This is a genomic window from Enterobacter sp. ENT02, assembly GCF_019219165.1.
GTDB lineage: Bacteria > Pseudomonadota > Gammaproteobacteria > Enterobacterales > Enterobacteriaceae > Enterobacter > Enterobacter mori.
The window spans coordinates 292,352-318,452 of sequence record NZ_JAHUWD010000001.1 but is presented as its reverse complement, the minus strand read 5'-3'; the positions used below and the strand labels follow the sequence as shown (position 1 = coordinate 318,452).

The 26,101-nt window shown below is 52.4% G+C and carries 21 protein-coding genes; 18 read left to right on the top strand and 3 right to left on the bottom strand.

The features are described 5' to 3' along the window. Nucleotide 1 precedes the first annotated feature (1 nt). From KW829_RS01380 to KW829_RS01305, 16 genes are all read left to right on the top strand, one after another. Complete coding sequence (locus tag KW829_RS01380) at nt 2-607, top strand: DUF2778 domain-containing protein (RefSeq protein WP_218307456.1); 606 nt, start codon at nt 2-4, stop codon at nt 605-607. Then, nucleotides 604-831 carry a hypothetical protein gene (locus tag KW829_RS01375; protein WP_089600806.1) on the top strand — a complete coding sequence of 76 codons (228 nt, stop codon included), beginning with the start codon at nt 604-606 and terminating at the stop codon, nt 829-831. The genes KW829_RS01380 and KW829_RS01375 overlap by 4 nt, the downstream gene beginning before the upstream one ends. Before the next feature lie 60 nt (nt 832-891). Beyond that, nucleotides 892-3,414, top strand: coding sequence for a type VI secretion system Vgr family protein (locus KW829_RS01370; RefSeq protein ID WP_218307455.1), 2,523 nt, complete (start codon nt 892-894; stop codon nt 3,412-3,414). A 2-nt stretch (nt 3,415-3,416) separates the two neighbouring features. After that, nucleotides 3,417-5,027, top strand: coding sequence for a triacylglycerol lipase (locus KW829_RS01365; protein WP_218307454.1), 1,611 nt, complete (start codon nt 3,417-3,419; stop codon nt 5,025-5,027). After that, entirely contained in the window at nt 5,024-6,115 is a 1,092-nt protein-coding gene (locus tag KW829_RS01360; protein WP_218307453.1) for a T6SS immunity protein Tli4 family protein, read from the top strand. The genes KW829_RS01365 and KW829_RS01360 overlap by 4 nt, the downstream gene beginning before the upstream one ends. A 624-nt stretch (nt 6,116-6,739) precedes the next feature. Further along, nucleotides 6,740-7,006 (top strand): PAAR domain-containing protein, encoded by a 267-nt coding sequence (locus KW829_RS01355; RefSeq protein WP_218307452.1) that lies wholly within the window; start codon nt 6,740-6,742, stop codon nt 7,004-7,006. 2 nt (nt 7,007-7,008) lie between these two features. Next, on the top strand, nt 7,009-8,115 hold the full coding sequence (locus KW829_RS01350; protein WP_218307451.1) for a hypothetical protein: 1,107 nt from the start codon (nt 7,009-7,011) through the stop codon (nt 8,113-8,115). A 2-nt stretch (nt 8,116-8,117) separates the two neighbouring features. After that, a complete protein-coding gene (locus KW829_RS01345) occupies nt 8,118-11,564 on the top strand; it encodes an ImcF-related family protein (protein WP_218307450.1) in 3,447 nt (1,148 codons plus the stop codon). After that, nucleotides 11,564-13,159 carry a type VI secretion system protein TssA gene (gene tssA / locus KW829_RS01340; RefSeq protein ID WP_218307449.1) on the top strand — a complete coding sequence of 532 codons (1,596 nt, stop codon included), beginning with the start codon at nt 11,564-11,566 and terminating at the stop codon, nt 13,157-13,159. The genes KW829_RS01345 and tssA overlap by 1 nt, the downstream gene beginning before the upstream one ends. 50 nt (nt 13,160-13,209) lie before the next feature. Next, the gene (locus KW829_RS01335; RefSeq protein ID WP_218307448.1) at nt 13,210-13,953 is read left to right on the top strand and encodes a hypothetical protein; all 744 of its coding nucleotides are present in this window, start codon (nt 13,210-13,212) and stop codon (nt 13,951-13,953) included. 15 nt (nt 13,954-13,968) lie between these two features. Next, on the top strand, nt 13,969-15,732 hold the full coding sequence (gene tssF, locus KW829_RS01330) for a type VI secretion system baseplate subunit TssF (RefSeq protein ID WP_218307447.1): 1,764 nt from the start codon (nt 13,969-13,971) through the stop codon (nt 15,730-15,732). Continuing rightward, nucleotides 15,687-16,790, top strand: a complete 1,104-nt coding sequence (gene tssG / locus KW829_RS01325; RefSeq protein WP_218307446.1) for a type VI secretion system baseplate subunit TssG — start codon at nt 15,687-15,689, stop codon at nt 16,788-16,790. Before tssF ends, tssG begins: the two co-directional genes overlap by 46 nt. Beyond that, the gene (gene tssJ / locus KW829_RS01320; protein WP_010431586.1) at nt 16,771-17,307 is read left to right on the top strand and encodes a type VI secretion system lipoprotein TssJ; all 537 of its coding nucleotides are present in this window, start codon (nt 16,771-16,773) and stop codon (nt 17,305-17,307) included. The genes tssG and tssJ overlap by 20 nt, the downstream gene beginning before the upstream one ends. Next, nucleotides 17,300-17,752 (top strand): type VI secretion system baseplate subunit TssE, encoded by a 453-nt coding sequence (gene tssE, locus KW829_RS01315; protein WP_218307798.1) that lies wholly within the window; start codon nt 17,300-17,302, stop codon nt 17,750-17,752. Before tssJ ends, tssE begins: the two co-directional genes overlap by 8 nt. Before the next feature lie 23 nt (nt 17,753-17,775). Beyond that, nucleotides 17,776-19,089, top strand: coding sequence for a VasL domain-containing protein (locus tag KW829_RS01310; RefSeq protein WP_218307445.1), 1,314 nt, complete (start codon nt 17,776-17,778; stop codon nt 19,087-19,089). Between the two features lie 117 nt (nt 19,090-19,206). Beyond that, nucleotides 19,207-19,686, top strand: coding sequence for a hypothetical protein (locus tag KW829_RS01305; RefSeq protein ID WP_218307444.1), 480 nt, complete (start codon nt 19,207-19,209; stop codon nt 19,684-19,686). Nucleotides 19,687-19,760: 74 nt separating this feature from the next. Here KW829_RS01305 and KW829_RS01300 read toward each other — a convergent pair whose 3' ends face one another. From KW829_RS01300 to KW829_RS01290, 3 genes are all read right to left on the bottom strand, one after another. After that, nucleotides 19,761-19,901, bottom strand: a complete 141-nt coding sequence (locus tag KW829_RS01300; RefSeq protein ID WP_010431575.1) for an Ecr family regulatory small membrane protein — start codon at nt 19,899-19,901, stop codon at nt 19,761-19,763. Nucleotides 19,902-19,976: 75 nt separating this feature from the next. Next, nucleotides 19,977-21,209, bottom strand: coding sequence for a sensor domain-containing diguanylate cyclase (locus KW829_RS01295; RefSeq protein WP_218307443.1), 1,233 nt, complete (start codon nt 21,207-21,209; stop codon nt 19,977-19,979). A gap of 92 nt (nt 21,210-21,301) precedes the next feature. Next, nucleotides 21,302-23,431, bottom strand: a complete 2,130-nt coding sequence (locus tag KW829_RS01290; protein ID WP_218307442.1) for a bifunctional diguanylate cyclase/phosphodiesterase — start codon at nt 23,429-23,431, stop codon at nt 21,302-21,304. Nucleotides 23,432-23,792: 361 nt separating this feature from the next. Between KW829_RS01290 and KW829_RS01285 the strand changes: the two genes are divergently transcribed. Beyond that, nucleotides 23,793-24,929 carry a methyl-accepting chemotaxis protein gene (locus tag KW829_RS01285; RefSeq protein WP_218307441.1) on the top strand — a complete coding sequence of 379 codons (1,137 nt, stop codon included), beginning with the start codon at nt 23,793-23,795 and terminating at the stop codon, nt 24,927-24,929. A 143-nt stretch (nt 24,930-25,072) separates the two neighbouring features. Next, nucleotides 25,073-26,056, top strand: coding sequence for a zinc transporter ZntB (zntB, locus tag KW829_RS01280; protein ID WP_108417755.1), 984 nt, complete (start codon nt 25,073-25,075; stop codon nt 26,054-26,056). Nucleotides 26,057-26,101: the final 45 nt, after the last annotated feature.

The window sequence follows — 26,101 nt, the reverse complement described above, 5'->3', positions numbered from 1 at the left end:
AATGCAGATTTGCATGATGGATTACGGCAACCTGTCAGCGGACGGCAAAACGGCGTACCTGAAATGCTATGGCATCGGGACGTTTGAAGTGCTGTCGGGCATTGAGCGCTATATCAATAACCCTGACTGCGGCGACCATGAAAAAGCCGCTATTCCTGTCGGGACCTACTGGGTCACTGACAGGCCTGCCGGCAGTCTCTACAACCGGGTGCGTGCAGAAGCGATTGATGCCTGGCATGGTTACCGGAATCATCATTCTGAATGGTTTGCGCTATTTAGCGATAAAACCAAAAAAGACAGCCTGAATGTGAACGGTCTCAACCGCACGGGCTTTCGTCTTCATCCTCTGAACAGCGACGGAACCGGTGTTTCATGGGGATGTATCACCCTGCGTCGTTACAGTGATTTTCAGCATCTGCGCCGCCTGTTGTTGAAGCGGGGGACCTTTCCGGTGCCTGGCGGCAATGGCCTGATGGCCTATGCACGCATAGATGTGCGCGGGACACCCGATTTCAGCCAGTGTGAGAAGGACATTAAGGAAAAGGAAGAGGCGGAGAAACGCCGGACGCAGCAGGCTCTGAAGAATCGAGCGGAGAATGCCGAATGAAAATCCTGCTGTTTGTTGCGTTGTTCTGGGCGGGGATTCACTTCATTCCCGATGCCTGGGTTGCCGACTTTATAAAGGCCTATATCCCGATCAACGGTGATGGCGAAGAAGCGATGGACAGCTTCGAAATGCACGTCATCGTGATCAAAGCAACACTATGCGCTATTGGGGCTTATCTCCTGGTGAAGCTCTTCTCCTGTTGGCAAAACAGCCCTAAACATTAAGCCCACCGCCGGTCGTACCGGCCCTGATGGAATAACCGATTACATAATGGAGTCAACGCCATGAGCCTGACGGATACCCTGAACACGGTGGTGGCCACCGTCACCGGAAAAGCCCTGAACCGCTACCGCCTCGATATCCCTTCCTGCACGGCCGATATCGACGTGGAGGACTTCAGTGGCTCAGAAGCGATGAGCGAGCTTTACTGCTACACCATCAACTTCACCAGTGCCGACAAGAACATTGATGCCCGGCAGATGCTGAGCAAGCCGGCGACCCTGACCATGGGCGCGGGCAACCTGCTTTCCCTGACGGATCGCAAGGTGGTTCACGGGGTGGTGACCCGTTTCGAGCGTACCGGTGGCTCCGCTGATGAAGCGCAATACTGCATTGTACTGGAGCCGTTTCTGGCGCTGTTGGGTAATCAGTTCCGTACTCACCGCTTTTTCGTCAACAAGTCAGTGCCGGAAGTGGTTGCAGAGGTGCTGCAGGAACATGGCCTGAAAGGCTGGGAATATGAGTTTACCCTCAAAGCTGTCTATCCAAAGCGTGAGCAGATTAACCAGTATCAGGAAAACGACCTCGCCTTCATTGAACGCCTGCTGGCGGAGGTGGGGATTTTTTACTTTTTCACCCTGCAGCCTGATACCCAGACCGAAGTGGTGCACTTTGCGGACAAGCAGAGTGCCTGGACGTTTGGTAAGAAACTGCCGCTGAACAGCCCGTCAGGGATGAATGACAATGCGGCCGACTCGGTGTGGGACGTGCACGTCTGGCATAACGTGGTGGAACGCTCGGTCACTGCCGGTGATTACAACCACCGCGAAGCCCAGAATATCCTGACGTCCGTTCCGGCGGATATGACCCGCGGCGATGGTGAGGGGATTACCTATGGTGATGTGTATCACTACCGCCCGCGTCACCTTGAACGTGGCGACAAAATTAATCCGACAGCGGAAACCGGTAATTTCTGGGCACGTCTGGAGCATGAGCGTTTTCTGTCCAACCAGACCACGGTGACCGGCAGCAGTACCGACCATACCCTCGGCCCGGCACAGGTGCTGACGATTACTGAAACGGCCATACCACCTACGCTGCCCCGGGAAACGGAAAATGGCGTCGTGATTATCAGTGCCGGTTACTCTGCCAGTCGTCAGAGCGCGCTGAAGGTGGAATGGGCGGCCATGCCGTACTACGAGAATCGGTGCTGGCGACCGGCGCCTAAAAAACGCCCGGTGGTCAGCGGCACGCTGATGGCGCGCGTGACCAGCGCCAAAGATAACGATATCTACGCCTGGCAGGATGCGTCGGGTATGTACCGGGTGAAATTTGATGCTGACCGCGACGATAAGCGTCAGGGCATGGAAAGTATGCCGGTGCGTTTTGCCAAACCTTACGGTGGCGACAAGTACGGCTTCCACTTCCCGCTGATACAGGGTACTGAAGTCGCCATTGCGTTCCATGAGGGCGATCCGGATCGTCCGTATATTGCCCATGCACTGCACGATTCCCGTCATGTTGATCACGTCACGGAAGCCAACAGCACCCGAAATGTTGTCAGGACTGCAGGCCTGAACAAACTGCGGATGGAGGACAAGCGCGGCGAAGAGCATGTCAAGCTCAGTACTGAGTATGGCGGTAAAACCCAGCTTAATTTAGGTCACAATGTAGACGCTTTCAGGAAACTTCGCGGCAAAGGTGCTGAGCTTCGTACTGACCGACACGTTTCCATTCGCGGTGGGGCTGGGGTGTTTATTACGGCGGATACGCAGTCTTCAGCTAATGGAATGATGCTGGATATGGCCGCAGCGCTGAGCCAGCTGGAACGGGCTCAGAGTCTGGCAGAGTCATTAAATAGCGCAGCTGAGACGGCAAAGGCAGAACTGGCGGATTTACAAACGCAGAAAGCCTTGCTAAGTGAATCGCTGAGGGATCTCAAAAAATCAGCTTTACTACTATCTGCCCCAGAAGGTATTGCACAGGTAACACCGAAAACCTTGCAATTATCTGCAGGAGAAAATATCACTGCGACCAGTGGTGGTAATACCGATTTTAGTATCCTGAAGAAACTGACGGTAGCTGCGGGGGAACGTATCAGTATGTATGCTCAAAAGTTGGGTATTAAATTATTAGCCAGTAAAGGTAAAGTAGAAATTCAGGCTCAGGGTGATGAAATGACACTGGATGCGCTGAAAGATATCCATATCAGCAGCAGTGAAGGGAAAATTTTCATTAGTGCAAAACAGGAGATAGTTTTGAGTGGTAGCGGTGGAGCCTATATCAGGATTGGTGATGGGGTAGTCGAAAGTGGGGCACCAGATAAGATTATTGAGCGAGCGGCCGTGTGGCAAAAATTTACGGGGCAAAGCACCAGTAAAATGTTGAATAAATATCAACAGGGTAATTATGAATTACAGCCAACTCTGGTATGGAGTGGTTCTGGGGAGCCAGTCGCTAATCGCCAGACAGTATTGAACAGTGACATGGGGGCTACGGCTGAAAATACGACTTCTGCTGGTAATACATCCACTCAGAATTTTAATACTGTCAGTAAAGTTCGTCTCACCGTGAATAAGGAGAGTTAACCATGAAGAACGCTGACAATATAGTAAAAATTTACCCAACGTATGATAAATCCGGAAATGCACATTACGATCTGCATAGCCAGCCGAAAGGAAGTGAGCTTGTTCCGCAGTGTGTTGTATATCCAGAACGGGTTATACCGATTATTTTTATTCCTGGGGTAATGGGGAGTAACCTTAAAAGCAATCGCAAAAATGGCAAGAAAATCTGGAATCTTGATAGTATGGCCGGTATTGCTGGCGCTTGGTTTGGCGCAAATGCTGATATTCGGAAAAAGAAACTCGATCCATCAATGACCAAAGTAGATGATAGCGGTAAGGTTGATGAAAAAGAGGAAACCTTCCTGCTGAAAAATCGGCAGGAGCGAGGTTGGGGGAGTGTGGCATACACCAGCTATGCCCCTTTTCTTTCCTGGCTGCAGGATGAATTAAATGATTTCGAGGCCTCAGCGCAGGGGGAACGCAGCAAACTTCTAACCAGCATACAATCTATGGATGCCGGAAATATTTCTCTGCAACAAGAAGAAATTGATTTAACCTATCGATATCTTTATCCGGTTTTTGCGGTGGGATATAACTGGCTTCAGTCGAATGCGGATTCAGCTACAGACCTTGCAACCAAAATAGACAAAGAGATAATTCCGTTTTACCAGGGGAAAGGGCGAAAATGTGAAAAAGTGATCCTGATTACGCATTCAATGGGGGGGCTGGTTGCCCGCCATTATACCCAAAACCTGATAGGTGAAACAAAAGTGCTGGGCGTAGTGCACGGAGTCATGCCCGCGCTGGGTGCCGCAGCAACCTACCGCAGGATGAAAGCAGGGACGGAATATCCGGAAGGAAGCCTCGAGGGATGGGCTGCTTCGCAGGTTCTGGGAGGCGATGCGGAAGCCATGACTGCCGTGTTATCTCAGGCTCCCGGTCCGATGCAGCTACTGCCGGGCCGTGATTATGGTATGCGGTGGCTGAAGATAATGGATGGGAGGGATGTGCATTTCTATCCAAAGGAAGATCCTTATGGCGAAATTTATCTGCAGAGAGATAAGTGGTGGGGGTTGTGCGAAGAGCAGTTTATTAATCCGGGATATAAATCATCGAATATGGGATATGACAAGGAATGGTTCAGTTATACGAAAATTATTCAGGGAGACATAAGACCCTTTATCGAAGGGCTTTCAGGTAAATACCATGCGAATACGTATGCCTTTTACAGTGCAGCGCAATTATTTCCGTCATACGGTGATATTGTCTGGCAGTCAAAAACGCCGACGATAGAACAGTGGATGAACCGGGGGCGCAGCAGAAGACCGGAAGAGGGAAGGGCGCTGGATAAAACCGAAAACTCAACCAGTCGAAGTGTCTCAACCCCGCTGGACGGAAAGGGATGGGCGCAGGGTATTTATCAGACCTGGAAACTGTTACCCCCGCAAGAGGCGGGCGATGGTACAGTACCGGAACGTTCCGGAAGAATTGCCGGGCAGTATTTGCAGGCCCGTTTTCCGGTTTCCGTGCAACACGAACCCGCTTACCAGAACGCGTTGGCTCAGCAGTTCACACTGCGGGCGTTGGTGAAGATTATCCAGGATGTGAAGCAAACGACGCTGGCTTATTCATGAAATTAAAAAAACACTTCGTGGCAATATTTGTGGTGGCTGTAGGTTTAACTGGCTATTACTTATACGGTGGGTATCCGCCAAAATTAAAATTAACAGCACTGGAGGCTGGTGTGGTAAATAATTTTCTGGATGGTATGACGACCCGCTGTATAGGCCGCTATTTGATTGATATGCCGCAAGCATATTCGGTAACGAGTGATAATATTCTGGCGTTTATCAATGAGGCCCCAGTAAAAACGAAAAGGCAATACCGTCCTGCATTTGAGCAGAAAATCCGGCTCAGAGAAGAAGCCTTAAGGAAAGAAAAAACCATTAACCCACAGGATATGCCTTATCTAAAACAGGTATACTCATTACCAGTAGGGATGGAAGGGATCATTTTTGAAAGAAACCAAAGTGTTTCAGTACCTGATGCTGGACGCATATTGGAAGCCCATTTGTATACAAATGGTGTTGCTGTAGAAGTGGCTATGGAAGCCGAAAATGGTTTGTCGTCAAGATATGATGAATTCCGAAAGCAAACTCCAGATGTTTATAGAAACTCTGTTCCTAATAAACTGGCAGAGCTGACACAGTTGTTGAAAAGGATCTCAGGTAAGAAAGATACTGAAATACCGCAGCAGGCGGGTTTTTGCCTTCCGGAGGTTTTTATTGCAGATGGGCAAGATATAAATAAAGAAGAGCTTGATATAACATACACCGCAAACCAATATCCTCAGGCTGATTTTGACTTCTCGACGGACAATTTCAATAAGGCAAATGACACTATGCTGGACAGAAGTGCTGAAATGAATGAAAACATAACAGCAGCGGTAGGTCGAACAATCCATAAAGGCAAGCGTGAAATAAATAGCCTTTATACGCAGGAGTGGCTGGTTACCGGGGATATGGATAATGATGAAAAAGGGCTTCGTTTTATATTTCATGCCAATGAGAATGTGACTAAGCCTAATTCACCATGGATGTATATCAGTTTTCTACAACGTGGGGTGTCGGGTAATAACCAGTTGTCAGAAAATGAAGCGATAAGCTCTTGGGGGAAAATTATAGGTACGCTGAGGTTGCGTCCCGGGGCATTCGGGAGTTAACAGCATCATTCGATATAATCACAGTACATCTACCAGAACTGGTTATCTTAGGTGTGATTTTCTTGATAGAGATAATCGAAATGCAAATCTGATTCTGGCTTGTTCATAAAACGAAAAAAATCGTAGTGAGATTTATGGTAGACATAGACTTGCCTGGCTATTGCTTATTCGGCGGTGTCTACCAAAAATAAAACTAATAGCACTGGAGTCTAGTGTTCTACTGTATGCCTTGTGAGTACAGATCTCGCTTCAATCCTTGCGGGTTATGAGGGATTCTGATGAAGGTGTCTTTTTATATGGAGGATATGTGTGGCTAGTGTTTATTTATTGCAAGCTGGCATGGCTGAGTTGTTAAGGACTATTGGCTGGATCGCTTTTTTTCTTTCTTTTTTATCTGTGTGTTTAATCTATTGTTGGGTATCTTATAAACCCGCTCGTTTCTGTTTACTTTTTGCCGCATTTCTGGTTTTTGTGATTGCTGTATTCTGTCTATTAACTGGGTGTTTTTGATTGGCTGAATATAGTAAAAATAGAACGTATCAGATTCAGTAATTCAGACCTGCACGGAAATGTCCATTTTACTATCTTGAGGCTGAAATTGAAAATAAATACAAGAGGTGTAGTATGCCAGCGTTAGTTTGCCTCGGAGATGCCACCACGCATGGCGGTAAAGTCATCTCGGCTTCTTCGACGATGTTTATCAATGGGGTACAGGTGGCTCTTGTCGATGATCTCATATCCTGCCCAATACCGGGCCATGGCTTAAACCGTATTATTGAAGGCGATCCCACGGCGACCGAAGAAGGAATATCTATTGTTGTAGATGGTTGTCTTTGTGAATGTGGTTGTCGGGTTATCAGTTCTCACATCGAAAACAGTATCGAGTCATAATCATGTCATGGCCTATTCCTGATATCCCAAAAAAACAATCTCTTCCTCGCCCGGATTTAAAAAAATGGGGGGCGGTATTTTTAATGATGCTGGTGACAGGTATAGCCTTAAATCTGTTTGTTGGCAGAGAAACCCGTTACGTGCATGTCTTTCTTTATGGTGCGCTACCTGCATTTTTTCTGTGGTTATGTCTTTTTGGGGTCGCTTGGCATCGTTATGAACAATCTCTTAACAATGCTCTATTATGGAATAATGAAACTGAACGAACAAAATCACTCTGGAAGCGTTGGTGCATGAAACAATGGCTCATTGTGGGTAATATTGTGATGGCGCCCGAAGAACAAGGGGTGAGAGTTTTCCTGGGAAGTTATGCTGATATACCCGCATTTCCAAAAAAAGCACGTCCGCTGTCTAGTGCGTTCTCTGATTTACCCAACCGATTACAATATGTAGACGATCAGCTAGAGAAACAATGTTCTGGTTACAGGAATAGTCTGTATTCAGTGAAAATATTGTTTACAGACCGACACCTTGCGGAACAGATAAGTCTGGCTGTTTATGAACAATGGGATCTGTGTCCCGAATATGCAGACTCAATTGAGGAAATACAATCTGGTTCTCAACCGGACGGCATAATTCTTTTGCTTTGTCTACAGGATTGGCAGGAGGGGGAGGGAGGTAAATATAGTGAGTTCATTTCCGGACAATTGATTGCCTCTCCTTCATTGGTTGAGAAAAATAAGTTGACGGTACTTTCCGGGCTTGGAAGGGTCTTACCTTCGAATAATTTAATTAAAGCTTTGGATGTTTTGTTTGAATATAACTCGTTAGATTACAATGAGTTTCATTATGTATGGCTGGCAGGGATGGATGGTGAAAGTCGGGCTAAAATCGCCCAATATGCCGACGTGCAACAGTGGAAGCTGCCACCAAAAAATCCATTTTATTCACTCGATCATACATTTGGTCCTAACGGGCCATTGTCGTTTTCCGTCTATATCGCATTGATGGTAGATGCAGCAGTCCATACAGGTGAAATGCAACTGCTTATTTTTCGACAGAAGGAAGGTGCATATTCACTTTGTCTCATTACCCGGGAGCTATTTTAATTATGGAAGGAAAACCCACGCAGGGAGTTGAAGCGCGTTACAGCATCACTGGGTATGTCATATTGATTATTGGTATTGCCGGGATATGTGCATTGTTGTTGTTTCTGAATCAGGACCGAGTTGTTGCTAATGACATCACGATACGCAAAGCCTGGTTTATTTGGGGAAGCGTATTTTCAGCGTTATTGCTATGTGCCATTGTTTCACCATTCTGGCTACAGAGAAAACAGAGGAAGGCACAGATCATTTACAGCCCTGAGAATATTAATGCTCGTAAAGATAATCAGTCTATCAAGAAAGAGGCTGTTTCCTCCAGCTTTCTGTCACTCAGGGATTTGCGACAGCAGCTTAGATCCACTTACGGATTTTTGTGGTTTCGTAAAACACGCATCCTGCTGATAACCGGCACCGCCGCTGAGGTGGAACAACTGACCCCTGGCCTGACAGGCCAGCTCTGGCAGGAAGACCGCGGCACACTGTTGCTGTGGGGCGGTGACCTCAATACGCCAGCGGACAGTGCCTGGCTGACCGCGCTGCGCAAACTGCGCCGCCGCCCGGTGGACGGGCTGGTGTGGGTCACCTCGGCTTTTGACCAGCTCTCAGCACCAGGGCTGGATCAGCCGCTGCCGGTACCGTCTGAAAGCAGCATGGACTCCCTGTCTCATGCCATCAGCGCTCGTATAGAAGCGCTTGGCTGGAAGCTCCCGCTGTATATCTGGTCCCTGCACCCGCGAGCCGGTAAACCGGAAGGGCGCATTATTCAGGCTGTCGGTTGTCTGTTACCTGCCGGTTGCCGTACCGAAGGGCTGGCAGAGCAACTGTCCGCTCTGACGCCAGATTTGACTTCACAGGGTCTTCAGCAGACCTGCGGTGAAGTGAAACATAACTTTCTGCTGACGCTTGCCGACCAGCTCATTCGTGAGCCGGAGAGCGTGACCGCACCGCTGGCGGTGATGCTCAATCCGTACCGCCCGCTTCCACTGGCCGGCGTGGTGTTCAGTCAGCCTTCAGCCGGTGCCGAACGAGCTGTGCCGCACCACTGGGGCATGGATAAACGCTGGGATGTCCTGCCTGAGTCTGTCAGGACACTCCCTGCCGGACTACGTCCGTGCAAGCCCGGCATTCCCTGGCGCAAAGTGTTTGCGTCGGTTGTCGCCCTGTCGATGGTGGGCTGGGCTGCGTGGATGGGGCTTGCGTATATAACAAACCGCAGCCAGATCGACGGCGCTAATGTCCAGGCTGCACTTGCCGCCCGACAGAATCAGCCCCTGGCTCAGCGACTGCACGCGCTGTCTGAACTGCAGAAAACGCTGACCCGCCTGCAGTACGGTTCTGAGCATGGCGTGCCGTGGTACGAACAGGCCGGACTAAGCCAGAACAATGCGCTGCTGGCCGCACTCTGGCCGCGCTATCAGGACAGTGCACTGCCGCTGTTGCGGGATGCCGCCGCAGAGCATCTGCAGACACAACTGAGTGCCTTTAATGCGTTGCCACCGGGCAGCCCGCTGCGTGAGCAGATGGCAAAAAACACTTATGACCAGCTCAAACTTTATCTGATGCTGGCCCGTCCCGAACATATGGACGCCGCCTGGTTCAGCGCTGCGCTGTTGCGCGACTGGCCAAAGCGTGATGGTGTGAAAGATGGCGCCTGGCAGGGGATGGGGCCGTCGCTGCTGTCGTTTTATGGTGCGCAACTGGTGACGCATCCGCAGTGGAAACTCCGCGCTGATGAGAACCTGGTCAGCCAGGCACGCTCCCTGCTGGTTCGGCTGATGGGGGTACGTAACAGCGAATCGACCCTGTACCAAAACATGCTCTCTCAGGTGGCGCACCTGTATGTCGATATGCGCCTCGAAGACATGACCGGCGATACTGACGCCGCCCGTCTGTTCAGCGCCACCGAAATTGTACCCGGGATGTTTACCCGTCAGGCCTGGGAGCAGGCCGTGCAGCCTGCCATCGAGAAGGTGGTGAAGGCGCGCCGGGACGAGCTCGACTGGGTACTGACTGACAGTAAGCGTCCGGTCAATAAGCAGGATGAGACATCTCCGGAAGCCCTGAAAAAGCGTCTGACGGAGCGTTACTTCGCCGATTTCGGTGGTGCCTGGCTTGAGTTTCTCAACAGCCTGCGCTGGAACCAGGCCACCACGCTGTCGGACTCCATTGACCAGTTGACCCTGATGGCCGACGTACGGCAGTCACCACTGGTGGCGCTGATGAACACCCTGAATATGCAGGGACGTACCGGGCAGACCGGCGAAGCGATTTCTGACTCCCTGGTGAAATCAGCGAAAAATCTGCTGGGCGGTGATAGCCAGGATGCCATTGACCAGAGTGCAGGTGTTCACGGCCCGCTGGATGCGACCTTTGGCCCGGTGCTGGCGCTGATGGATAAGAGCCGCACGGGGGCACAGGAGCAAAGCCTGCAGTCGTTCCTGACCCGTGTGACGCAGGTGCGTCTGCGCCTGCAGCAGGTGACAAATGCTGCCGACCCGCAGGCAATGACCCAGACCATTGCCCAGACCGTATTCCAGGGCAAAGCCGTGGACCTGACCGAAACCCGTGACTACGGCAGCCTGATTGCCGCAGGTCTGGGACAGGAGTGGAGCGGCTTTGGCCGTACCGTGTTTGTTCAGCCGATGGAGCAGGCCTGGCAGCAGGTACTCACCCCGGCGGCGGAAAGCCTTAATGTCCAGTGGCAGCAGGCGGTGGTCGCTGAGTGGAACAGTGCCTTCGGTGGACGCTGGCCGTTTAACAACTCCAGCAGTGATGTGTCTCTGCCATTGCTCGCTAAATACCTCAATGCCGATTCCGGGCGTATCGTGCAGTTCCTGCAGACCCGCCTCAAAGGTGTGCTGCACAAAGAGGGCAATCACTGGGTGCCGGACAGCATCAACTCGCAGGGGCTGGTCTTTAACCCGGCATTCCTTAATGCTATCAATACCCTGAGCCATATCTCGGATGTGGCCTTCACCGAAGGCAATGCCGGAATGAACTTCGAACTGCGTCCGGGCACCGCTGATGGCGTGATGCAGACGGACATGGTTATCGACAGCCACAAGCTGAATTATGTGAACCAGTTGCCGGCATGGAAGCGCTTCGCCTGGCCTGCGGATACCGAAGCACCCGGTGCAGCCTTAAGCTGGATAAGCACGCAGGCCGGTACCCGTCAGTACGCCGATATCCCTGGCGCCTGGGGCTGGATACGTCTGCTCGATAAAGCTGTGGTCAGTGCTTACCCGGGCGTTGACAGCAGTTACAGTCTGAGCTGGAAAGCAGAGGACGGACGTACGCTCAATTACACCCTGCGTACCGAGGCGGGCGAGGGGCCACTGGCGCTGCTGAAACTGCGCAACTTCCGTCTGCCGGAAACCATCTTCAGCACCTCCGGTGCAACATCACCAGACCAGGTTGCCAGTGCAGGCAATGATACAGAGGATGTATACTGATGAGCACGCTCAATGCCTTACTCAGCGCCTGCCAGACTGAGCAGGAGCCACTGCTTGCGGCAACCCGTGAACGCGTGGCGCAGTGGGACAACTGGCTGCAGCCGCTGTCCGTTTCATCGCCAGCTGGCGAAGACCCGGGCTATGATGATGACTTCCAGCAGATGCGCGAAGAGGTCAACAAACTCTCCGGCGCGGATACCGAACTCATCTGCCGGCTGGCGGAGAAACTGCTGACCACCACCGCGAAAGACATTCGCGTCGCGACGTACTACTGCTGGGCGAAGCTACACCGCGAAGGCGAGCAGGGACTGGCTGAAGGACTTGAACTGCTGGCCGGTCTGCTGGAGCGCTTTGGACCACAGCTGCACCCGCAGCGCGACCGCAGCCGTAAGGCGGCGCTGGAATGGCTGGCGGGGTCGCGTATGACGGATTCACTCTCCCTGTACCCGGAAGTGGTCAGGAACGATGCGATGCGCACCACAGGCGCGCTGCTGCTGATAGCACAACTGACCGAAAATGAGTCGGATGAAACCCGTCCGGAACTTAACGCGCTGTACGGTGCGCTGGAAAGCCGTCTGCAGAAAGCGGGGGGCGTGGATGCGGTGGTACCGCAGAACGCCAGTACCAGCGACACACCTGCCATGACCAGCCACAGCGACGCCCCGGCCATCGGGCGGATCACCTCCGGTCAGGATTTGCTGGCGCAGGCCCGCACCCTGACCGAATACCTGCGCGAGCAGCCGGATGGCTGGCTGTCAGCACACCATCTGATGAAAAGCCTGCGTCACGACACCCTGCGGGCTATACCGGCCCCGGATGCGCAGGGGCGTACCCGCATTGAGCCGCCAAGGGCAGACCAGCGGGCACTGCTCAAACGCCTGTACCTGCAGCAGAACTGGGCTGAAATGCTGGAAACGGCGGACAGCACGTTTTCCCGTGGTGCTAATCACCTGTGGCTGGATTTGCAGTGGTATATCCATCAGGCGCTGACGAAATCCGGTCAGGATACGCTGGCCGGTATTGTCGCCGCTGACCTGAAAGGGCTGCTGACACGCCTTTCTGGCCTAGAAACGCTGGCATTCAGCGACGGCACGCCATTTGCGGATGACGTGACGCTGAACTGGATCCAGCAGAGCGTGCTGGATTCGACAGGCGGGTGGGGCAATGACACGCCTTCCGCACAGATGTCCCCTGGCAACGATGACATTCTGGCGCTGGAGCCGGAAGCGGTGGCGCTGGCGGACAGCGACGGACCGGAGGTCGCGCTGGGCTGGTTACAGAATCGCCCGGGTGTTACCACTACGCGACAGCAGTGGCTGCTGCGCCTGCTGATGGGGCGTATCGCGGAGCAGTACGGCAAAAATGACCTGGCGGTGCATCTTTTTGCGCAACTGGGCGAGCGGGCCGGTGAGCTCACCCTTACGAACTGGGAGCCTGAATTGTTGTTTGAAGTACAGGCCCGTCATCTGAAACTCCTGCGGCTGAAAGCTGGTCGCAGTGAGGCTGATAAGGCCCGCCTTACACCGGTAATGGACCAGTTACTTGCCGGGCTGATCGCAGTTGATCCTGCCCGTGCCGCCGTGCTTTGCGGATGATAATTAGTCATACCTTCAGGAAAGAAATCAGAATCAAGGGAAATTAAAAAATGAAACGTCTTAGAATATTTACTTGTTTAGGTGTGATGTTCTTGCTTTCAGGTTGTACAGCACTGCTGTGGGGAGGGAATAAGGTCGCCGAGCCAAAAACAGAGAGTCATATTCAGATCCAGGATAGTGTAACCGGTGTATTTCAGTATAAAAACCTTGCTGTTTCTGTTGTTCAGGAAAAGAAAAAAACGCCTGTTAAAATCCCTTCTGAAGGTGTTGCCTTTGTCGGTGAAAAAAATATATACATTCTGACCCGGGGGGCTGATGAACTTCTGTCCCTTAATAAACTTGCAACCCAAATTCCTCTGATATCAGGTCGGGAAGAGAATACCCTTAAGTTTCGGATAAACAAACCATCAGGCAGCGACAGCGTGCTTCAGTTCAGCGATGCTCTTCCTGTCGAAGTCAATAAATCCTCCAGGATGCTTTCAACAGAAGAGTTAAAGACTATTCAGCATGCAGGCTTCCGGAGCAACGGTGTCCGGTATGTCAGGGACGTATATATCACGGGAGTGATTATTCCCAAAGTGAGCCTTAATTATACTTTTGATAAGACTGAATCTTTGGGGAGAACGTATAGCGTTCAGTTTTATTCGCTGGAGTCTGGAACCGATTTTCACCCCGTAAATCTGGCGACCAATATTGTCGTTACCCCGTTAGCACTCACTGCTGATATTGTTTTTTCCCCGATATCATTAAGTCTGCTCCAGCTCATTAATGGCCCTTCACCATTCGGACATTAATCAAACAGGTGTTTTATGGAAGATTTAACCCTGCGCTATTTTGATGCAGAAATGCGCTACCTGCGTGAAGCCGCGAAAGAGTTCGCGCAAACCCATCCCGATCGTGCAGCGATGCTAGACCTGGATAAGGCCGGGACTCCCGATCCGTACGTCGAACGCCTATTTGAAGGCTTTGCTTTCTCGATGGGGCGACTGCGCGAAAAGATTGATGACGACCTGCCGGAACTCACCGAGGGGCTGGTCAGCATGCTCTGGCCCCACTATCTGCGCACCATCCCGTCGCTGTCAGTGGTGGCTCTTACCCCGGCGCTGCATGCCATGAAAATGGCCGAAGTCGTCCCTGCGGGGCTGGAGGTGTACTCCCGCCCCATCGGGCCAAAGAATACGTTCTGTCGTTACCGTACGACCCAGGATGTGATGCTCAATCCCCTGAGTGTCTCAGGGGTAACCATGACCACCGAGCCTGACGGACGTTCGCTGCTACGGATACGTCTGGCCTGCAGCAGCCAGGCCGACTGGTCGCATGCTGACCTCAGCCGTCTGAGCCTCTGTCTCGGGGCGGATGCGCCGGTCAGCAGTCAGCTGCACCTGATGCTGACGAAACGCCAGGCGGCGCTGTACATGCGCCTGCCCGGTCAGACCGACCGTATCCGGCTTGACGGCTGGTTCTCGCCGGGAGGATTTGCGGAGGAAGACGGGCTGTGGCCGAAGGGTGATGCCGCCTTCAGCGGCTATCAGCTGCTGCTGGAGTACTTCACCTTCCGCGACAAGTTTATGTTTGTCCACCTCAACGGCCTGGACGGCATCACACCGCCAGCGGGTACCGAATACTTCGACATTGAAGTGGTCTTTAGTACGTCGTGGCCGTCTGATTTGCCGGTCACCGATGACGCGGTTCGCCTGCACTGTGTGCCGGTGATTAACCTGTTCACCCTGGAAGCGGACCCGCTCACCATCACCGGCCTTGAAAGTGAGTACCTGCTGCGGCCTAAGCGACTGCAGGACGGACACACCGAGATTTATGCCGTGGATTCGGTCACCGGTTCAAACCGCACCAGTGATGCCGAATACGTGCCGTTCAGCAGCTTCCGCCACAAGGGGGGGATGATGCGCCGTCACGCACCGCCTCGCTATTACCACACCCGCGTTAAGCGGGGCGTCACCGGGCTGTATGACACCTGGCTTATCCTCGGTGGTCACCAGTGGGAAGAAGACCGTTTGTTTGAGCGTGAGGCCGTGTCGCTGCAAATCACCGGTACCAATGGTCAGTTACCGCGCCGGGCGCTGCAGAGCACGCTGCTTGACCGCTGTGAGCAGGTGGTCAGTACACCACTGACGGTACGCAACCTCTGCAAGCCCACGTTGCCTGTCTATCCGCCTGCGGAAGACCGTTTCCACTGGCGGGTGCTGAGCCACCTGGGCTCCGGGTTCCTGAACATGATGAGCACCGCTGAAGTGCTGCGCGGGACGCTGGCACTCTACAACTGGCAGGAAGATGAACTGAACACCCGGCGTCTGGAGGCGATACAGCATGTGGCGCATCACCGCCTGCAGCGTTTTGAGCAGGGCTTCCTGCTGCGCGGGCTGGATATCGAAGTGACACTCGACAGTAACGGATTTACGGGGGAGGGCGATATTCATCTGTTCGGCGAAATGCTCAACCGTTTCTTCGCGCTCTATGCCGACATGAACCAGTTCAACCAGCTTACCCTCATCGTTCAGCCAGAAGGAAAATGCATCCGGTGGAAAGAGAATCACAGTCCGCGCCTGCCAGGCTGATGGAGCGTCTGGGCGACCGACTGCCATATATCAACTTTTACCGCTTCTGCCAGTTGTTGGAACAGAGCCAGCCGGATAAACCGGTTACGGGAAGCACCTGGCAGGTACGTCATGAACCGGTACGTTTTCGGCCACACCCTGGAATGGGCTTCCCGGCTTCAGAAATCAAATCATTCGAAGCTGCGGAGCACCCGCATCTTCCGCCGACAGTGCGTACCACCTTTATGGGGCTCTATGGCGTGGAGTCTCCGCTGCCGACGCACTATATCGATGACATCACCCAGCGCCGGGAAGGGTACGAAGCCACCGCGGATTTTCTCGATATCTTCAACCATCGGCTTATTACCCAGTACTACCGCATCTGGCGTAAATACTCGTACCCGGCGAGCTTCGAAGAGGGCGGCAAGGACAATATATCGCAGTATCTGCTGGGACTTGTGGGGCTCGGGATTGACGGCTGCACGGACAGTATCTCGGCCCCTGCTTCACGTTTTCTGGCGCTGCTGCCGGTGATGTTGCTGCCTGGGCGCACTTCTGAAGGCATGGACTCGCTGGTGCGTCTGCTGGCACCCAACACACAGGCGAAAATCTGGCACCACGATAAACGCCGGGTTCCGCTGAAGAAGCCGCTGACGATGAGCGTCAGCCAGCCTGTCACCCTGACAAACCGTCCGGTGATGGGCAGCTACGCCACTGACGTGAACAGCCAGGTGCTGATGCGCCTCACCACCACCGACCCGGCAGAAGTGCAGGGCTGGTTGCCGGGCGGGGAGCTTCACACGGATTTAATGGCGCTGCTGCATGTCTGGCTCGGCTCGCGCCTCGATGTTCGTCTGCAGCTGTGTGTCGATCGCAGCCTGCTGCCGGACGCGACGATGAGCACGAAACCCAAAACAGGTGCTGTGCAGCTGGGGCGCACTGCCGTAATGCGGCCGCTGAATAGTGCGAATACCTTCACGCACCCCAAAATCATAACCATCAATCTTGGCCGCTATAAGCGGGTACAGGAAAATATTCACCGCAGGGAGACCGATGAAGATGGCGAGTACCGCTGGTAAATTTCCTCTGGCTGCGCTGGTCGCAGGTATCACACTGATACTGGTGGGCTGCGGGCTGACGCAAAAAGTGACAGACGGCACCGTGGCCGTCACCAAATCAATCTTTTATAAACAGGTGAAAACCCTGCACCTCGACATTCGCGCCCGCGAGGCGGTGAACCACAACGCCGGTGGGGTGGCATTGTCCACTGTGGTGCGTATTTACCAGTTGAAGGACCGCAAGACCTTTGACAGTACAGACTATCCGTCACTGTTTAAGGCTGACAGTCAGGCCATTAAATCAGATCTGGTGGCTGAGAAAGATATCCGCCTGCAGCCGGGGGGAACGGTGATGGTCGATATGCCAATGGAGAAAGATGCGCAGTATGTGGCGGTGGCTGGGATGTTTATTTCGCCGGACCAGGCAAACAACACCTGGCGCGTGGTGCTCAGTCGTGATGACCTTGATCCAGATAAGGCACGCGTCATCGAAGCGGGCAATAACTGGTTGACCCTGCTGGCGGTGAATGATGAATGAGTTATCCCATCCTTCACTGTATGAAATACTCTATGGCAACTTTACGGGCGACCACGATCTGCATCAGGTTAGTGAGAAGAATCAGGTCATCCTTTCGGTACTTGATAACATGCAGCGTGTCCTAAACTGTCGCGCCGGTACGCTGGCACATCTGCCTGATTACGGGCTGCCCGATATGACGAAAATCCTGCAGGGCATGCCGGGCACGGCCCATGAGCTTATGGGCACATTGTCTGCTGTCCTGCTCAAGTATGAGCCACGCCTGAAAAAGATAGACGTTGTACTGCTGGAGCAGAACGTCCCCGGCGAGCTGCGCTATGCCATTGACGCCGAACTCAAAGGCATCGGCCTGGTACGGTACGGCACCGAGTTTATGCCCGAAGGGCGCGTGCTCATTCGCCACCTCAAACAGCAGCAGTATCTGGATGCCCGCTCTGCAATCTAGTTTTTATTTTGGCTGAAACCAACATGACAATATACCCTGAACGTCACCTTAAAACCGGCGGTGACTCGCGCACGCTTGCCGATTATGTATCCCTGCGCGATGAAATGAGCAAGCTGACGCATCCGGCACGTCCGGACGTAAACTGGCCGCACGCGGAAACGCTCTGCCTATCGCTGTTTGAGCACAACGGGGTGGAACTGCAAACCACTGCCTGGTATACGCTTGCGCGCACGCATTTGTCCGGTTTGTACGGCATGAATGAAGGACTGGCGATTCTGGATGCGCTTCTCTCACGTCAGTGGGGGAACATGTGGCCTCAGCCGGTGCATGCCCGGATGGAAATTCTCAGTTCCCTCAGTAAGCGGTTACAGCAGGTGATGCGTACCCTGACGCTGAGCTATGCCGACCTTAACCAACTGTACCAGGCAGAGGCTTATTTGAATGCGCTGGGTAACGTGTTACAGCGTTTGGAATTAAAGCATACCAGCCAGCTTGATGACCTGCGCATACTGATCCATAACGCAGCGGTCCGGCTGGAAAACAGAGAAAACGCTGGCGTGAGCCTCTCGGGTGAGGCCGTGTCCCTTGTGCAGGCAGATCGCGTGAAGCGGGTGTACGTTATTGAACCTGACCCTCAGCCGCATGTGCAAATGAAGACGGAATCTCCAGCGCCCGTAAAACCCTGGAAGCCGTTTATTGCCGGAATGCTGAGCATGCTGGTACTGTCCGGCACGACGGTCCTGGGATGGCAGAAAATACATAAGCCTGACCCAGCGCAGATGCAGTTTGCGGCAACGCTTGCCCCGTTACCCGCAGTGCTTTCGGATGAACAAATCCGGTTTTTCCGTAAATCCTCTCTTTCGCCTGATACGGGCATCAGGCAGACACAGCAGCAGCTCACGCGGTTTGTGCAGTTAAAACCGGACTGGGCCATTAGTTATGGTGATGAACTTCTGAAGCAGGCGCTGACGCTGTGGCCAGAACAGGCGAAACCGCTGGTGCAGCAGTGGCAGCAACAGATCACGCTCGCGGCTCTTGCTGAGGACAATCTTAATGGTTGGCATCAGGGAATGACGCAGCTAGAGCAGCTGGCGAAGCGGCTGAATGCCCTTGATGAACAGAAGGGGAAGTACATGACGGTCAGCGAGCTGAAATCGGCCGTGTTTGCCATGTCGCAGTCGTTCAACAGCGCTGTGCCGGTCGAGGAGCAACTGCGTCAGCTATCCGTGTTACCGCAAAATCAGTCCTGGCCTGCAGCGCTGCATAGCCAGACGGAACAGCATCTTCAACAGCTGATTACACGCTATGCAATGCTGAAACAAAAAACGGAGGAATGAGCCGATTATCGGTAAAGAAAGTGAGGGTGCGGTTGAGAAAAAAAGAAAATGGCCGGTCGGCGTATATCACGCTGAATCTGGCTCAACAGTGTGCGAAATGTTAACAGGGGCGGCAACGTGTCAGCCAGAGACCGATTTTTCAAAAGAGTGCAGCAGAAAAATGACAGTATCCCGACCGATCACGAATCAGCGGAGGGTGAAATCAGGGCATTCCGTCAGCGGATGAATGCGCTGGCACAGCAGATTTGTGTGTGGTTTGAGGGAAGTGGAATTGAGGTCATTGTGTCGACAAAGCATATTCATGACCTGAGTACTCTTGGTTACAGCCTTAGCAGCGGCATATGCCGGTATGACATCACCACCATCCGGCTGGTAAACGGAGATCGCAGCGTGAGTATTATGCCGGAGCAACTCTGTCGTAGCGCGGAGAGGGGTTGTGTGACAATGCGGGTTGATGCGCCCGGCATCAACCAGGTGTTTTACCTGAGCATGGCACCGGAGGAAGGCTGGTTTATCCGGCGTGAACAGCAGGGCGTAAAAGAGAATGCCATTATGACGGAAAATCATTTTTTCCTGGCAGTGGACTGTCTGGCCTGAATATCTCAGCCGGATACCCGGCACATTGAGCACTATAATGTAAGACCTCACTGGCGCAAGGCGTTAAACGAGACTTACGGCGCTTCAATGGTGGGATAAAGGCTATTTTCAAAATAGGCGACCAGCACCCAAATCTCACCACTAAAAATAAACCACAAACCCAATATAATAAGGCAGAGAATAATTAAGGTGAGGAGTATTTCTGTTTTTCCCATCTAAGCGATTACCCACCTGAAGTCTGTTTCAGCCCTGGCTGGGATTCTAACGGGGCTTTCTTCACAACTCCAGCTTCATGCGGCCAGCACTTTGTTGCGACCGTCATTCTTGGCGCGGTAGAGCGCATCATCGACACGTTTGAAGAGGTCATCAATGCTTTCGCCCTGGTTGTGTCGCGCAACGCCGATGCTGACGGTGAAGCGGGGCAATCCAGGAATCGTAATGTGTGCTACTGCGGCACGAATGGTTTCCGCTATCTGCATCGCGGTTTCAAGTGATGTTCGCGGCAGCAGGAGCACGAACTCCTCGCCACCCCAGCGGAAAACGTAGTCATCGGGACGGCTGCAGGCTTCCAGCATGCGCGAAAGCGAAATGAGTACCTCGTCACCCTTAAGATGCCCGAAGAGGTCATTGATGTTTTTGAAATGGTCAGTATCTACCAGCATCAGGCTAAACTGCTGCTGTGCCGGGAGGTGAGAAAGCGTGGTTTGCTCTGTGATGTTGTAAAACTGTCGGCGATTAAGCAGGCCGGTCATTGAATCTCGCAGGGCTGCATGTTCCAGCTCCTGCTCGAGCCGCTTTTGTTCAGTGATATCGTGAATAATGCACAACATCAGCTTATCGCCGTAGATCTCAATGGGTCCGGCGTAGGTCTGTACGTGTCGGGTCGAACCATCCGCCAGTCGGTGGACAAAATTTAGCGGTTTATGTCCTCCGGGCAGGCTGGCGATCTCCGTCATAATAGGCAAGATGTCGCGCCCAAGCGTGTTGATTTCCCAGGTATGTTTACGGCACATTTCCTCATGGGTGTAGCCATAAAAATTAAGCGCAGCCAGGTTGGCGTCAACAATGTGACCATCACGCGCCGTATCGATTAACAACATTGGTGCGCTGTTAGTAAGAAAAAAGCGCGCGTAGAATCCCTGTTTTTTTCGCTGATAGGTTGCTGAACGGCTGGCTTTAAGCCCGGAAGGCGCCTGCTGCGAAAGCCCCTCAAACACAATCACATCACCATATGGTGCCAGATGCGTCAGCGTCAGACGACAGCTCAGCGTACTCTCTTGATTGTCTCGCCAGACGGTGAGTATTTCGACGATATCCAGTTCGCTTTTAAGTTCGGGTACATACATTGAGAGAGCGGTTTGCGCATTAGCGGAATAGATCCCAGTGCGCATCTCGGTCAACGTTTTATCACCCATAAGTTTAGTCGCCGCAGTATTGGCAAATAGAATGTTTTCTGCGACGGGTGAAATCAGCCACACCGGGTTTTTAATAACATTCAGCGCATCGAAGCAATATTGCGACATAGGGAATTCCTGTACATCGGCACGGTATACCTGACGATCACGCCGGAATTGACTCGCGTGGGCTCCTTTGAAACATACCTTACTTAATCACATCAGGCGTGGTTTTTTTGTGAAATAAAAGGGGATTCCGCCTGAATTTTACCGATTGGTATAATCTGTCTTTCAGATGTTTTTTGCAGAAGCAGCCACGGAACCTGTTCTGCAGGTAAAGGGCGGGAGTACAGGAACCCCTGGAGATAATCACAACCCAGACTCGCCAGCATTGTCCTCTGCGCTTCGGTTTCAATTCCTTCTGCAACGACATTCATCTCCAGAGTCCGGGCGATGGTAATTATCGTTTCTACAAGCTTTCTGCTTTTCTCATTTTCAAGCATTGAACTGACGAAGCTTTTATCGATTTTCAGCTCTTTCGCCGGTAAGACGCTGAGCATGAGAAGATTCGAATAACCCGTACCAAAATCATCTATCGAAACGGTAATCCCTGCCTGGTTGAACGCGGTGAGCAATTCAATGCTGCGATCGAGGTTATTTAGCGCCGTGCTTTCCGTCACTTCAAGGATCAACCGGGAGGGGGCCAGGTTATATTTTTGCAGCATGGACGAGATAACCTGAAAGATATCCTGCTGTTCAAATTGCATCGGCGACAGGTTGAATGACAATGTCCATTGGCTGAACCCCTGTTCAGTCCAGAAACTCAGCTGTTTACAGGCCGCTTCAATCGCCCAGTTACCAACGGGAATGATCAACCCGGTTTGTTCCAGCGACGGTAAAAAGAGACTGGGCAGTAAAACACCTTGTTCCGGGTGACGCCAGCGTAGCAGTGCCTCAAACCCGTGAATGGTGTTCTCTTCTGCCAGCCAGGTTGGCTGATACCACATTTCAAACTGATCGCGTTCCAGCGCCAGGGATAACTCCTGCAAAAAGGCAGGTTCAGCCGGAACCGTCGTGGACATCTCTGCGCGATAAATGGCCCAGCCGTTACGACCTTGCTTTTTCACGTCATGCATCGCAGCATCGGCTTTAAGCTTTAGCTCATGCAGGGTTTCACCGTGTTGAGGATAGAGGCTTACTCCTGCGCTGAGCGTGATGGTTAACGTATGCCCGCAAAGGGAAAGTGGACGGCGGATATCGTTCAGCAGGGGTGAAAGCAGCGCGTTCAGCTTGTCGCCATCGCATTCTGGGACCAGCAAAATGAAAGCATCACCACCCAGGCGTGCCAGCGTCATTTCACGTGTTAACCGTGCAGTCACGCGATGAGCCACGTTTATCAGCAGTTCATCGCCAACGTGATGACCCCAGATATCATTAATCCGTTTGAAATGGTCAATATCGAAAAATATCACCGCAAACGGCTTTTTGCTCAGCAGTGCGCTGTGCAGGCAGTCCTGCATCCGCACGTCCATCTGGTGACGATTGGCAAGTCCGGTAAGCACATCAAAACGTGCCTGCAACTCCAGTTGTCGGTTGAGTTGGCGCAAATTATCCGTCAGCCGGTTAGTCCGCCAGTGTGAATCCATCAGCGAGATAATCAACATCACACCGAGCAAACATAATGTGGTAACGGATACCCAAATTGATAATCCCAGTTCACTGATACCGCCCGGTAATGTGTTTTCCATTTCATGGAAATGCGCGGCGTTCATTCCGGTGTAATGCATGGCGCAAATGGCTGCAGCCATCACTAGCGCAGCCGCAAGGCGGTTGATGTACACGCCTTTACGCTTTTCCCGTAAATGGAAGGCTAACCACAGCGCCGCGCCGGATGCGATGACGGCAATCAGCACCGATAAGAGGACAATGCGTCGATCCCAGATAATGCTGCCCTTCAGCATTAATGCGGCCATGCCGACATAGTGCATGGAAACGACACCCGCGCTGAGGATCAGCGTGGCGAGGATCAGCCGATAAGGGGAGAGCGATTTCCCGGGAACGGCGATATTAATGGCAAGCGTAGAAGCAACGACGGCAATACCCAGCGAGCCGACGGTGAGCCAGAGGTGGTAGCTCATGATCATCGGCATTTTCATCGACAGCATGCCGATGAAATGCATGGACCAGATCCCGATACCTAAGGTCACGCCACCGGCCATACGCCAGAATAGTGCTGCCTTACGGGGGGCAAGGGGGATTTTACCCGCGCTGTCTAAAGCCACAAATGAGGCGATAAACGCCACCAAATAAGAAATGGCTATTAAAACAGGGTCCCACGATACGTTGAGCATTATGTCATCCCACGCCAAAAGTTACGGAGTTATCAATTAATAAAGAATATAAAATATATTAAGCAAATTACTCTTTTAAGTGCGACTAAACAGCATCCCGTTTTTAATGCAATGCCTCTTAAATACGTATGAATATCTATCGCGTGGCGTAAGAACAGAGTATCGCGTCCGGGTGGCATAAACCAGAGTGGCAGCATGTCGAGCATTGCATTTCCTGTAAAACCCGCTTTTATTCTCTCTTAAGTGAAATCACGCTAATCAAACTGCGAAACAACAAACTCGCGCAGATCGTGAGGACAAAGTTATCGTGCAATGCTATAAATTTTAATGCCGATAAAAATATAAAGCCCCAGGAAAATGTATGCTAAGAAATATTAGTGTCAGAACTTTTATTGTCTATTTCCTTTTGTGTCTCTTTTTGGTTAATAACGGAGTGATTGCATTGTTTGCTAATGGCGTGTCACTTTTTATTGCCGTGAATACTACACAACTCATCGCTCTGATTTTACTTTGGGCGTACATGACAAAATATCTTGTGACGCCGATCAATACTGTGAAGAAAAGTATTGAAGAAGTGACGTCGGGCAATCTTGGCGTCTCTATCCCTGAATTTGGCAACAACTGCGCAGGGCGTTTGATTCCAGGGATTAATAGCTTGTCCAGTAACATCGCAACGCTGGTCAGCGAGATCAGATCCTCTTCACAAACGGCCATGACGCTTGCGGAGCAACTCTCGTCCCGCAGTGCAGAGCTGTCGGTAAAGACCGAACAGCAGTCAGCGTCATTGATCCAGACGGCGGCCAGCATGGAACAAATGGCTGCGAGTACCCGAAACAATGCAGACAATACCCGTTTAGCCAGTGAGCAAGCGAATGCCGCGACGTTACAGGCACAAAAAGGCGGACAATTAATGGGGCAGGTTGCTAACAACATGCAGTCGATAACCGAATGTGCCCTGCAAATGACGGAAATTATTTCCCTTATCGATGGTATCGCTTTCCAGACCAATATTCTGGCGCTAAACGCGGCGGTAGAGGCGGCACGCGCTGGCGATCATGGCAAAGGATTTTCCGTTGTGGCGGGTGAAGTTCGTAATCTCGCTCACCGAAGCGCAGAAGCGGCGAAAAACATCAAGTCGCTGATTGACGTGACCAGCAATAACGTGACGCAGGGCGTTAACGTTGTCTCGCAAGCGGAGAGAAATATGCAGGATATCGTGGCGGGGTCGAACAACGTCAGCCGGTTAATGGACGATATTTCTGCCTCCACGTCAGAACAGGAAAAGGGAATTTCGCAGATAACGCAGGCGCTGTCTGAACTGGAACGCGTGACGCAGAGCAATGTCGCCATGGTGGAGGAACTCAACGGATCCTCCGATGTGCTGCGTAACCAGGTGATTGAACTGCAAACCCGTACGCGTAATTTCCGACTTGACCAGCGACATCTCGCGGATGAGCCTTCACCGCGGCGTCAACATTCCCCGATCCCCTCTCTCTGATAAAAAGCCTGGCTTGCCAGGCTTTTTCTTTAATGCGAAAAGTACAATTCCTGAGCGCATTCAGCGCGATGCTGAACATATCTATTGCTTAAGCCTGGACGAAAGCTAGACTGACACCGTAAAGATGAAAAGCGGGAGGCGCTGTGGAGAGCATTAAAGGGTCCGAAATTAACGTGCCTGACGCAGTTTTTGCGTGGGTGTTCGATGGCCGTGGTGGTGCGAGGCCGCTGGAAGACAGCGATGATATTGATAGTGAACATCCCTGCTGGCTGCATTTGAACTACACCCATCCAGACAGTGCCCAGTGGCTGGCATCGACGCCGCTCTTACCCAATAACGTGCGTGATGCGCTCGCCGGAGAGAGTCTCAGGCCACGCGTCAGCAGAATGGGCGAGGGGACATTAATTACGCTGCGCTGCATTAACGGCAGCACGGATGAACGTCCCGACCAACTGGTTGCCATGCGCCTCTATATGGATGAGCGGATGATTGTCTCCACCAGGCAGCGTAAGGTGCTGGCGCTGGATGACGTGGTTAATGATCTGAAAGAGGGCACGGGCCCGACGGATTGCGGCAGCTGGCTGGTGGACGTCTGCGATGCCCTGACCGATCATGCCAGCGAGTTTATCGAAGAGCTGCACGATAAAATTATCGATCTGGAGGACAATCTGCTCGATCAGCAGATCCCCCCACGCGGTTTTCTGGCGCTTTTGCGCAAACAGCTGATCGTAATGCGTCGCTACATGACGCCACAGCGCGATGTGTACGCGCGACTGGCCAGCGAGCGGCTGAGCTGGATGAACGATGACCAGCGTAGACGAATGCAAGACATTGCTGACAGGCTCGGACGAGGACTGGACGAGATCGACTCCTGTATTGCCCGAACGGCGGTGATGGCGGACGAAATTGCCCAGGTGATGCAGGAGTCACTCTCGAGACGAACTTATACGATGTCGCTCATGGCGATGGTCTTTTTGCCCAGCACTTTTCTGACGGGGCTGTTTGGCGTCAATCTTGGCGGAATACCCGGCGGAGAATACCACTATGGTTTTACGACCTTTTGCGTCATGTTAGTGGTTTTGATTGGCGGTGTTGCATGGTGGTTGCATCGTAGTAAATGGTTGTAAATTTGCACTTTTTCGGTCAGTAGATTGCTTCAAAACGACATTTTA

Excerpts from the sequence above, each read along its gene's own strand:
- KW829_RS01335 (WP_218307448.1), top strand. The coding sequence starts at position 13,210 with ATGAAACGTCTTAGAATATTTACTTGTTTAGGTGTGATGTTCTTGCTT.
- KW829_RS01290 (WP_218307442.1), bottom strand. The coding sequence starts at position 23,431 with ATGCTCAACGTATCGTGGGACCCTGTTTTAATAGCCATTTCTTATTTG.
- tssF (WP_218307447.1), top strand. The coding sequence starts at position 13,969 with ATGGAAGATTTAACCCTGCGCTATTTTGATGCAGAAATGCGCTACCTG.
- KW829_RS01350 (WP_218307451.1), top strand. The coding sequence starts at position 7,009 with ATGTCATGGCCTATTCCTGATATCCCAAAAAAACAATCTCTTCCTCGC.
- KW829_RS01380 (WP_218307456.1), top strand. The coding sequence starts at position 2 with ATGCAGATTTGCATGATGGATTACGGCAACCTGTCAGCGGACGGCAAA.
- KW829_RS01355 (WP_218307452.1), top strand. The coding sequence starts at position 6,740 with ATGCCAGCGTTAGTTTGCCTCGGAGATGCCACCACGCATGGCGGTAAA.
- KW829_RS01310 (WP_218307445.1), top strand. The coding sequence starts at position 17,776 with ATGACAATATACCCTGAACGTCACCTTAAAACCGGCGGTGACTCGCGC.
- KW829_RS01285 (WP_218307441.1), top strand. The coding sequence starts at position 23,793 with ATGCTAAGAAATATTAGTGTCAGAACTTTTATTGTCTATTTCCTTTTG.
- KW829_RS01375 (WP_089600806.1), top strand. The coding sequence starts at position 604 with ATGAAAATCCTGCTGTTTGTTGCGTTGTTCTGGGCGGGGATTCACTTC.
- KW829_RS01370 (WP_218307455.1), top strand. The coding sequence starts at position 892 with ATGAGCCTGACGGATACCCTGAACACGGTGGTGGCCACCGTCACCGGA.
- KW829_RS01360 (WP_218307453.1), top strand. The coding sequence starts at position 5,024 with ATGAAATTAAAAAAACACTTCGTGGCAATATTTGTGGTGGCTGTAGGT.
- KW829_RS01365 (WP_218307454.1), top strand. The coding sequence starts at position 3,417 with ATGAAGAACGCTGACAATATAGTAAAAATTTACCCAACGTATGATAAA.
- tssA (WP_218307449.1), top strand. The coding sequence starts at position 11,564 with ATGAGCACGCTCAATGCCTTACTCAGCGCCTGCCAGACTGAGCAGGAG.
- KW829_RS01345 (WP_218307450.1), top strand. The coding sequence starts at position 8,118 with ATGGAAGGAAAACCCACGCAGGGAGTTGAAGCGCGTTACAGCATCACT.
- KW829_RS01300 (WP_010431575.1), bottom strand. The coding sequence starts at position 19,901 with ATGGGAAAAACAGAAATACTCCTCACCTTAATTATTCTCTGCCTTATT.
- tssJ (WP_010431586.1), top strand. The coding sequence starts at position 16,771 with ATGGCGAGTACCGCTGGTAAATTTCCTCTGGCTGCGCTGGTCGCAGGT.
- tssG (WP_218307446.1), top strand. The coding sequence starts at position 15,687 with ATGCATCCGGTGGAAAGAGAATCACAGTCCGCGCCTGCCAGGCTGATG.
- tssE (WP_218307798.1), top strand. The coding sequence starts at position 17,300 with ATGAATGAGTTATCCCATCCTTCACTGTATGAAATACTCTATGGCAAC.
- KW829_RS01295 (WP_218307443.1), bottom strand. The coding sequence starts at position 21,209 with ATGTCGCAATATTGCTTCGATGCGCTGAATGTTATTAAAAACCCGGTG.